This window comes from Mycobacterium colombiense (genome assembly GCF_001672755.1).
Lineage (GTDB): Bacteria > Actinomycetota > Actinomycetes > Mycobacteriales > Mycobacteriaceae > Mycobacterium > Mycobacterium colombiense_C.
Map to the genome: position 1 here is coordinate 1 of NZ_LZKI01000081.1, position 9,317 is coordinate 9,317.

The 9,317-nt window shown below is 68.4% G+C and carries 9 protein-coding genes and 2 pseudogenes; 4 read left to right on the plus strand and 7 right to left on the minus strand.

Features of this window, described 5'->3' with window-relative positions:
• From A5708_RS12940 to A5708_RS12950, 3 genes and pseudogenes are all read right to left on the minus strand, one after another.
• Positions 1-337 (minus strand): annotated as a pseudogene (locus A5708_RS12940) (hypothetical protein); the annotation flags it as partial.
• A gap of 187 nt (positions 338-524) precedes the next feature.
• Entirely contained in the window at positions 525-944 is a 420-nt protein-coding gene (locus A5708_RS12945; protein WP_065029019.1) for a cytochrome c oxidase subunit 4, read from the minus strand.
• A 13-nt stretch (positions 945-957) separates the two neighbouring features.
• Complete coding sequence (locus A5708_RS12950) at positions 958-2,058, minus strand: cytochrome c oxidase subunit II (protein WP_081292943.1); 1,101 nt, start codon at positions 2,056-2,058, stop codon at positions 958-960.
• 156 nt (positions 2,059-2,214) lie between these two features.
• Here A5708_RS12950 and asnB point away from each other — a divergent pair, with 156 nt between their 5' ends.
• Complete coding sequence (asnB, locus tag A5708_RS12955) at positions 2,215-4,170, plus strand: asparagine synthase (glutamine-hydrolyzing) (RefSeq protein ID WP_065029020.1); 1,956 nt, start codon at positions 2,215-2,217, stop codon at positions 4,168-4,170.
• Between the two features lie 112 nt (positions 4,171-4,282).
• On the opposite strand, the gene A5708_RS12960 is transcribed toward asnB, so the two are convergent.
• Positions 4,283-5,254, minus strand: coding sequence for a carbohydrate kinase family protein (locus A5708_RS12960; protein WP_065029021.1), 972 nt, complete (start codon positions 5,252-5,254; stop codon positions 4,283-4,285).
• 184 nt (positions 5,255-5,438) lie between these two features.
• On the opposite strand from A5708_RS12960, the gene A5708_RS12965 reads away from it, so the two are divergent.
• Positions 5,439-6,119, plus strand: coding sequence for a hypothetical protein (locus A5708_RS12965; RefSeq protein WP_065029022.1), 681 nt, complete (start codon positions 5,439-5,441; stop codon positions 6,117-6,119).
• Positions 6,120-6,177: 58 nt separating this feature from the next.
• Here the strand turns inward: A5708_RS12965 and A5708_RS12970 are convergent, their stop codons facing one another.
• Positions 6,178-6,537, minus strand: a complete 360-nt coding sequence (locus A5708_RS12970) for a HesB/IscA family protein (protein ID WP_007770699.1) — start codon at positions 6,535-6,537, stop codon at positions 6,178-6,180.
• 96 nt (positions 6,538-6,633) lie between these two features.
• Positions 6,634-7,710, minus strand: coding sequence for a glycerate kinase (locus A5708_RS12975; RefSeq protein WP_065029023.1), 1,077 nt, complete (start codon positions 7,708-7,710; stop codon positions 6,634-6,636).
• A gap of 191 nt (positions 7,711-7,901) precedes the next feature.
• Between A5708_RS12975 and A5708_RS12980 the strand changes: the two genes are divergently transcribed.
• On the plus strand, positions 7,902-8,594 hold the full coding sequence (locus A5708_RS12980; RefSeq protein WP_065029024.1) for a DUF3043 domain-containing protein: 693 nt from the start codon (positions 7,902-7,904) through the stop codon (positions 8,592-8,594).
• 27 nt (positions 8,595-8,621) lie between these two features.
• Positions 8,622-9,161: a bifunctional adenosylcobinamide kinase/adenosylcobinamide-phosphate guanylyltransferase gene (locus tag A5708_RS12985; protein ID WP_065029025.1), complete on the plus strand. Its 540-nt coding sequence runs from the start codon at positions 8,622-8,624 to the stop codon at positions 9,159-9,161.
• Between the two features lie 80 nt (positions 9,162-9,241).
• Here the strand turns inward: A5708_RS12985 and A5708_RS27980 are convergent.
• Positions 9,242-9,317, minus strand: a pseudogene (locus A5708_RS27980) (hypothetical protein); the annotation flags it as partial.

Sequence of the window (9,317 nt, forward strand, 5' to 3'; positions counted from 1 at the left end):
CCACCCACGGCCAGCGTGCGGTGCTGCGCTCGTCGTCAGCATCGGCGGACTCGTCGAAGTCGTCGTAGTCGTAGAGCCGCAGATCGGCCGGCAGGTACGGGCCGCTGGTGAAGTGCTCGGACTCCGGGGCCGAGTAGGCACGCGAGTAGGCGTCCGTCTCGTCGGTCTGGTTCGCCGCCAGTTCGGCGTTGTCCTCGAAGGGCTCCGGCTCGGCCTCGGCGTCGGCGCCGCGCTCCAGATCGTCGTCCGGCTCGTCGCCGGGGTCCGGTTCGTGGCTGATCGGGTCGGCAAGGTCGGGTTCGTCAGGATCCCATCCCGGGGGTCTCGACCCGCTCATCTTTGCCTTTGCCTACCCTGTTCGACGGCCTCACCTGCGCACAAGACTCCGCGATCACATGGTTGCGGGCGCGCTGGGACGCTTCTCGTTTGCCTGGGCAAAACACTACCGAACCCCAAAGGGGCAAAGCCGTCGTGGCGAACGGCCCACCAATCACGTGATCTGATTGTGACCTTTATGCCGCGAATCAGTGCTTCTCGGGCCCGAGGTAGTACTCGAAGACCAACCCGGCGACCGACGTCAGGACGAACATCACCCCGGCGACGATCAACCACGGCAACCACAGCGCGATGCCCACCGCGACCACCGAGCCGGACAGTGCGACCAGAATCGGCCACCAGCTGTGCGGGCTGAAGAAGCCCAATTCGCCTGCTCCGTCGCTGATCTCGGCGCCCTCGTAGTCCTCGGGCCGGGTGTCCAGCCGGCGCGCCACGAAGCGGAAGAATGTCGCCGTGATCAACGCCAGCCCACCGGTCAGCACCAGCGCGGTGGTGCCCGCCCACTCGACGCCGCCGGTGGCGAAGATGGCGGTCAGCACCCCGTAGAGCACCGCAACCACAATGAAAAACCCGGCGATGACTTCGAATAGCCTGGCTTCGATATGCATTTGGTGTCCTAACCTACTGGCTTCCGGCCAATTGTCCGCGCTTGGTGTCGAACGGGTGGGTGGTCACCGCGAGCGGGGGCTGCCCGATCGCCTGCAACGCCTCGGCGTTGCTCTTTCCGTCCATCCGCTGCTGCAGGTAGGCCTTGAAGTCGTTGGGCGCCACCACCCGAACCTCGAAGTTCATCATCGAGTGATACGTGCCGCAGAACTCGGCGCAGTGGCCCACGAACGCGCCGGGCGTCTGGATCTCTTCGGTCTGGAAGACGTGCACCGAGTTGTTCGCGTCGGCGTTGGGGATCACGTCGCGCTTGAACAGGAACTCCGGCACCCAGAACGTGTGGATCACGTCCGCGGACGCCAGGTCGAATTCGATGCGCTTGCCGGTGGGCAGCACCAGCACCGGGATCTCCTCGCTGGAGCCCAGCGTCTCGACCTTGTCGAAGTTCAGGTACTGCCGGTCTGAGGTGTTGAGCCCGCGGACCGGACCGACGCGCTCCTCGCCGTGGGCGTCCTTGCCCTCCGGCTTGGACAGCATCGCCTTCTTGCGCGCCGGGTCGGCGCCGTCGTAGGTCAGCGTGCCGTCCTTGAAGTTGACCTTCTGATAGCCGAACTTCCAGTTCCATTGGAACGCCGTGACATCGATCACAACCTCGGGATTCTTGTCCAGGTGCAGCATCTTCTCCTGCACCACGACGGTGAAGTAGAACAGCACCGAGATGATGAGGAACGGCGTCACCGTGAGCACCAGCTCCAGCGGCATGTTGTAGCCGAACTGCCGGGGCAGCACGGTGTCGGTCGCCTTCTTGCGGTGGAAGGCCGACGCCCAGAAGATGAGGCCGAACACGATCAGCCCGACCACCAGCGACGCGATCACCGCGCCGATCCACAGTTCACGGTTGAGGTGGGCCTCCGGGGTGATGCCCCGCGGCCAGCCCAATGCCAGCGCGTCCGCCCAGCTGCTGCATCCGCTCAGGAACAACGCCAGCACGCCCAGCGTCAGGGCCACCGCGAAGGGCCGCAGACGACGGGAAAGCCCCTTGGCTTGGCCCCCGGAATGGCGCCGAAACCTGCCCTGCGACAAACGTTGCGAACGGTCCTGCTCGCGAGGGGTCACGTTAGCGCCTCCTGCTCGGATATCGAATACTACGCAGCGTAGACCACGCGCCTGAGCCGGGCGACGAAACCCCGGCCCGCCGGTGCGCCCGGCCATTCACGACGTGCCGGGTGCGAGGTCCACGCACACCTTCGAAGTGCGGCATACTGGGGCGCCGTGTGTGGTCTGCTGGCGTTCGTTGCTGCCCCGGAGGGCGCCACTGACGACTCTGCCGCCCGCGCCGACGATGCCATCGCGCGCGCGTCGCATTCGATGCGCCACCGCGGCCCCGACGAGCCGGGCACCTGGGTGGACCCCGACACCGACGGCTCCGTCGTCTTCGGCTTCAACCGGCTCTCCATCATCGACATCGCGCACTCGCATCAGCCGCTGCGCTGGGGGCCGCCCGAGGCGCCCGACCGCTACGTGCTGGTGTTCAACGGCGAGATCTACAACTACCTCGAGTTGCGCCAGGAACTGGCCGGCCGGCATGGCGCGGTTTTCGCCACCGACGGTGACGGCGAGGCCGTCGTCGCCGGATATCACTACTGGGGCACCGACGTCTTGACCCGGCTGCGCGGCATGTTCGCGTTCGCGCTGTGGGACACCGCCACTCGCGAATTGTTCTGCGCCCGTGACCCTTTCGGCATCAAGCCGCTGTTCATGGCGACCGGCACCGGCGGCACCGCGGTGGCCAGCGAGAAGAAGTGCCTGCTGGACCTGGCCGAGCTGATCGGGTTCGACACCGGCATCGACGAGCGGGCCGTGCAGCACTACACCGTCCTGCAGTACGTGCCCGAGCCCGAGACGCTGCACCGCGGGGTGCGCCGGCTGGAATCGGGCTGCTACGCCCGGATCCGTCCCGACCTCCTGCAGCCGGAGGTCACCCGGTATTTCGTGCCACGCTTTGCCGCGGTGCCGACCACCCGCGACACCGAACAGGCCCGCTACGACGAGATCACCGCGGTGCTCGAGGACTCGGTGGCCAAGCACATGCGCGCCGACGTCACCGTCGGGGCGTTCCTGTCCGGGGGGATCGACTCCACCGCCATCGCGGCGTTGGCCATTCGGCACAACCCCCGGCTGATCACCTTCACCACGGGCTTCGAGCGGGAGGGTTTCTCCGAGATCGACGTCGCGGTGGCCTCGGCCGAGGCGATCGGCGCCCGCCACATCGCCAAGGTGGTCAAGCCCGACGAGTTCGTCGCCGCCCTGCCCGAGATTGTCTGGTATCTCGACGAGCCCGTGGCCGACCCGGCGCTGGTGCCGCTGTTCTTCGTCGCCCGCGAGGCCCGCAAGCACGTCAAGGTGGTGCTGTCCGGTGAAGGCGCCGACGAGTTGTTCGGCGGCTACACGATCTATCGAGAGCCGTTATCGCTCAAGCCCTTTGACTATCTGCCCCGGCCGCTGCGGCGATCGGTGGGCAAGATGAGCAAGCCGCTGCCCGAGGGGATGCGGGGCAAGAGCCTGCTGCACCGCGGCTCCCTGACGCTCGAGGATCGCTACTACGGCAATGCCCGCAGCTTCTCCGACGCGCAGCTGCGCGACGTGCTGCCCGGGTTCCGCGCGGAGTGGACCCACACCGACGTCACCGCGCCCGTGTACGCGGAATCGGCGGGCTGGGATCCGGTGGCGCGCATGCAGCACATCGACCTGTTCACCTGGCTGCGCGGCGACATCCTGGTCAAGGCCGACAAGATGACGATGGCGAACTCGCTGGAGCTCCGCGTGCCGTTCCTGGATCCCGAGGTGTTCGCCGTCGCCTCCCGGTTGCCGGTCGAGGCGAAGATCACCCGCACGACGACCAAGTACGCGCTGCGCCGCGCGCTGGAGCCGATCGTTCCGGCGCACGTGCTGCACCGGCCCAAGCTCGGGTTCCCGGTGCCGATCCGGCACTGGCTGCGCGCCGGCGAGCTGCTGGAGTGGGCCTACGCGACGGTGGACGCCTCGCAGGCCGACCACCTGGTCGACAAGGCCGCCGTACGCCGGATGCTCGACGAGCACCGCAACGGCGTCAGCGATCACAGCCGCCGGCTGTGGACGCTGCTGATCTTCATGCTCTGGCACGCGATCTTCGTCGAGCGCAGCGTGGTGCCCCGGATCAGCGAGCCGCACTACCCCGTGCAGCTCTAGTCGGACGCTCGAGTGTGAAGCCTGGGCGGAAATTCCGCGGAATTCCCGCCCTCTAGCTCACAGTCAAGGCCGTGGCTTCACGCTCAATGCCGCAAAAGGCCGCAAAAGGCCGCTAGGCCAGGACCGCGGCGATCTCGGCGGCCGCCTCGTCGCCGTAGGCATCGGCCAACCGGGTCTTGGCGACCGCGGAGTCCCACGTCCACTCCTGGGTGCCGGTGGACTCCAGCACCAGCACGGCGACCAGCGAGCCCAGCTGCGCCGACCGCTCGAGGCTCAGCCCGGCGGTACGGCCGGTGAGGAAACCCGCCCGGAAGGCGTCACCGACGCCGGTGGGGTCGGTCTGGCTGGTCTCGGGCACCACGCCGACGTGGGTGGTGGTCCCGTCGCGCTCGACGATGTCGACGCCCTTGGCGCCCAGCGTGGTCACCCGCAGGTCGACCTTCTTCTGCACGTCGGCCTCGGACCAGCCGGTCTTGGAGAGCAGCAGCTCCCACTCGTAGTCGTTGGTGAACAGGTAGGCCGCGCCGTCGACGAGCTTGTCGATCTCCTCGCCGGACAGGCGGGGCAGCTGCTGGGACGGGTCCGCGGCGAACGCCAGGCCGAGCTTGCGGCACTCCTCGGTGTGCACCACCATCGCGTCCGGGTCGTTGGCCCCGATGATCACCAGGTCCGGCTTGCCCGCGGACGCGACGTCGGCGAGCTTGATGTTGCGGGCCTCCGACATGGCGCCGGGATAGAAGGATGCGATCTGGGCCATGTCCTGGTCGGTGGTGCAGACGAATCGCGCGGTCTTCGCGGTTTGCGAGATCAGCACGTGGTCGCAGTTGACGCCGTGCGACTGCAACCACTCCCGGTACTCGCCGAAGTCGTCGCCGGCCGCCCCGACCAGCGCCACGTCGCCACCCAACACACCGATGGCGAAGGCGATGTTGCCCGCCACGCCGCCGCGGTGAATCACCAGGTCGTCAACCAGAAAACTCAGGGACACCTTCTGCAGGTGCTCGGCCAGCAGGTGCTCGGAAAATCGGCCGGGAAACCGCATCAGATTGTCGGTCGCAATCGAACCTGTCACCGCGATCGTCACGAAAACTCCATCCTTCGTTAGTAAGGTTATCTAGCTTACTCACGGGCCTCGACCGTCGCTGTGTGCACTCCTCGGCGCGAGGCCGTGCGCTAGCCTCCCTAGGGAACTCACTCAAGTCGCCGGGATCACATTGCTCGGGCCGCAACCCGCTTGCAGTCCCGTCTACCACCGTAGGAGAACCACGATGGCAGGTCCGCACTCGCCGAACCACACCGTCGGCGGCGAAGGACCAACACCCCCAAGCGAATCCCAGCCACTCGAGTTCCCCGAGGATGACCCCACCACCGGTGGCCCGGGCTTCGCCCCAGCTCCGCACGCAGGAGCCGCTCCCGCCAATTATGCCGGGCAGCCTCCCGCGCCCGTCCCTTACCCGCAGCAGCGGTCCAAGCGGCGGCTGATCATCGGCGTTCTGATAAGTGTCGCGCTCGTTGCTGTCATGACCATGGCAATCGTCTTCGGAGTTCGTACGAACGGGGCCAACACCGGCGCCACGTTCTCCGAGGGCGCGGCGAAGACGGCCATCCAGGGCTATCTGGACGCGCTCGAGCACCGCGACATCGACGAGATCGCCCGCAACGCGCTGTGCGGGCTCTACGACGGCGTCCAGGACAAACGATCCGACCAGGCCCTGGCCAAGCTCAGCAGCGACGCGTTCCGCAAGCAGTTCTCCGAAGTCGAGCTCACCTCGATCGACAAGATCGTCTACCTGTCGCAGTACCAGGCTCAGGCGTTGTTCACCATGCGGGTGTCCCCGGTGAGCGGCGGCCCGATGCACGGGCAGGTGCAGGGCATCGCGCAGCTGCTGTTCCAGCGCGGCCAGATCATGGTCTGCTCGTACGTGCTGCGCACCGGGGGCTCGTACTGAACGCGCTCCGTCAGCCGGACTGCGCAGCCCGGCTGACGGATTCGCGGGATTTAACCGATCAGTTGAACGAGTCGCCGCAGGCGCACGAGCCGGTGGCGTTGGGGTTGTCGATGGTGAAGCCCTGCTTCTCGATGGTGTCCACGAAGTCGATGGACGCGCCTTCGACGTAGGGCGCGCTCATCCGGTCCACCGTCAGCTTCACACCGCCGAACTCCGCGGTCAGGTCGCCGTCCAGCGCCCGGTCGTCGAAGAAGAGGTTGTAGCGCAGGCCGGCGCAGCCGCCCGGCTGCACCGCGATGCGCAGCGCCAGATCGTCGCGGCCCTCCTGGTCCAGCAGGGACTTTGCCTTGGTGGCGGCGGCCTCGGTCAGGATCACGCCGTGGGTCGTCGTGGCGTTCGACTCGTTTTGCACCGTCATTGCTTCTCCTACATGCCTCATCGTTGGGTGGGGTCGATCAAGCCCGAAATCGCCGGCCTGCGCCGGGCGATCCGGACCGCCCGAAAGTCCACTCCCTCAACGGTACCTTGCAGGACCGCTATTCCCGAGTCGCGCCGCAACTACGGATGCCAGCCCCATGAGCTGGTTGGCCGCGTCGGCCTGGGCCAGCCGCACCGATCCGGCGTGCTCGGCGATGGATAACGCCGCCATGATGCCCGACGAGCGCACCGTCGCGTTGTCCAAGTCGACCTGGCCGGCCAGCACGACCACCGGAATCCCCCGCGGCCGGGCCGCATCGGCTAGAAAGCCCACCACCTTGCCGTGCAGGGACTGCTCGTCGAACCGGCCCTCACCGGTGACGATCATGTCCGCCGTGTCCAGGTCGTCGGACAGCCGGGTGTGCTCGGCGATGATGGCGGCCCCGGACTCGCAGCGGCCGCCGAGCGCCAGCAACCCGGCGCCGATGCCGCCGGCGGCCCCCGCACCCGGCTCCGCGCTCACGTCCCGGCCGGCCACCGCTTCCAGAATCAACGCCCACGCCTGCAGGCGAACTTCCAGCGCCGCGACGGTGGCCGTGTCGGCGCCCTTCTGTGGCCCGAACACCCGGGCGGCCCCCCACGGGCCGAGCAGCGGGTATTCGGTGTCGGAAGCGGCGATCAACTCCACGTTGCCCAGTTGCCGCCGGGCGGTGTCCAGGCCGCCGAGTTCGGCGATCATGCCCTGCCCGCCGTCGGTGCAGGCGCTGCCGCCCAGGCCGACCACGATGCGCGTCGCCCCGACCCGCAGCGCCTCGGCGATCAGCTGCCCTACGCCTTTGCTGTGCGCCGCCATGGCGGTCTCCGGGGTCGGCGGTCCGCCGACCAGCGCCAGACCGCACGCCTGCGCGCACTCCAAGTAGGCCGTGGCCGAGCCGCGGTCGAACACCCAATCGGCTTCGACCATGGCTTTCAGCGGTCCGGACGCCCGCAGGTGCCGCGTCTCCCCCAGCCGGCTGGCGAGCACCTCGACGAAGCCGGGGCCGCCATCGGATTGCGGGGCGACGACGAACCGGTCGCCGGGACGCGACCGGGTCCAGCCGGTCGCGATGGCCGCGGAGGCTTCCAGGGCCGACATGCTGTCGGCGTAGCAGTCCGGGGCCACCAGGACCTGCATAGCGGGCAGTTGGAGGCGGCCGGGGGCCAGGCCAGGACCATCATCAGCCGAGGCCATCGACCCGTCGTCCATCAAAGGCTGCCGTTCATCACGTGTAAGAGTAGGGCCAAGAGCGGTACTAACGCAGGTCTAATAGCAAGGCATTCCAGGCGAATTCCGGCGCGCGTCGCCCGCGAAGTAACCTGGCCCCTGTGAAGCTGTTGGGCCGTAAGAAGGGCCAGGACACCGACCTCGACGAGAACGCCGCCACCCCGGACGGCTCCGGCGTTGCTGGCGCCTCGGGCGACGCGACCCGCGAGGCACAGCGCACGGGACCCAAGGGACGCCCCACGCCCAAGCGCAACGAGGCCCGCCGCAACGCCAGGAAGGGGCCGGTCGCGCCCGCGCCGATGACCGCCTCCGAGGCGCGGGCCCGGCGCAAATCGCTGGCCGGCCCCAAGCTCAACCGCGAGGAGCGCCGGGCGAACAAGGCCGCCGGCCGCGCCGGCATGTCGGAACGCCGGGAGAAGATGATGGCCGGCGAAGAGGGCTACCTGTTGCCGCGCGACCAGGGTCCCATCCGCCGCTACGTCCGCGACGTGGTCGACTCCCGACGCAACCTGCTGGGCCTGTTCATGCCGTCGACCCTGTTCTTGATGTTCGCCATGTTCGGCGTCCCGCAGCTGCAGCTGTGGGTGTCGCCGGCCATGCTGGTGCTGATGGCCGTGATGAGCGTCGACGGCCTGATCCTGGGCCGCAAGGTCAGCAGGCTGGTCGATGCCAAGTTCCCGAGCAATACCGAAAGCCGTTGGAAGCTCGGCCTTTACGCTGCAGGACGGGCGTCTCAGATGCGCCGGTTGCGGGCGCCGCGGCCCCAGGTCAAGCACGGCGCCAGTGTTGATTAAAGCTCGCCAGAAAGCGGGCTGACACCGGTGCGCACCCTGGTGCTCGGCGGGATCAGGTCAGGCAAATCGCAGTGGGCGGAGGAAGCCATCGCCGACGGGTTGCCGCCCGGGCAGGCGGTGCACTATCTGGCGCCCGGGCCGGCCGGCCACGACGACGCGGCCTGGGCGCACCGGATCGCCCAGCATCGCAGCCGCCGGCCGGAGCACTGGTCGACGATCGAAACCGACGACATCGCAACGCAATTGCGCCAGTCGCCGGGCACCCCCACGCTGGTCGACGACCTGGGCACCTGGCTGACCGGCGCGCTGGACCGCACCAATGCCTGGGATGGCGGCTCGGTCGCGGCTCCCGTCGATGACGTGCTGGCCGCCGTCGGCGACTTCGCGTCCCCGCTGGTGCTGGTCAGCCCGGAGGTCGGGCTGACCGTCGTGCCCGCGACCGCCGCCGGACGCCGGTTCGCCGACGAACTGGGCAGCCTCAACCAGCGCCTCGCCCGGTTGTGCGACCGGGTGGTGCTGGTGGTGGCCGGACAAGCGGTGCCGATCAAACCGGCGGGGTCCCGATGAGATTCGCCACCGTCACGCCGCCCGACGCCGGCGCCGCCGCCGCCGCCCGCGCCCGCCAGGACACCCTGACCAAACCCCGGGGCGCGCTGGAATTGCTCAGGCGGGCATTGCCCTTGACACGACGCGACCCATACCGACAAATCCTCGAGGCGGCCC

Bases quoted from the DNA above. Each gene is read 5' to 3' on its own strand.
- A5708_RS12945 (WP_065029019.1), bottom strand. From the start codon at position 944: ATGCATATCGAAGCCAGGCTATTCGAAGTCATCGCCGGGTTTTTCATT.
- A5708_RS12965 (WP_065029022.1), top strand. From the start codon at position 5,439: ATGGCAGGTCCGCACTCGCCGAACCACACCGTCGGCGGCGAAGGACCA.
- A5708_RS12970 (WP_007770699.1), bottom strand. From the start codon at position 6,537: ATGACGGTGCAAAACGAGTCGAACGCCACGACGACCCACGGCGTGATC.
- A5708_RS12975 (WP_065029023.1), bottom strand. From the start codon at position 7,710: ATGCAGGTCCTGGTGGCCCCGGACTGCTACGCCGACAGCATGTCGGCC.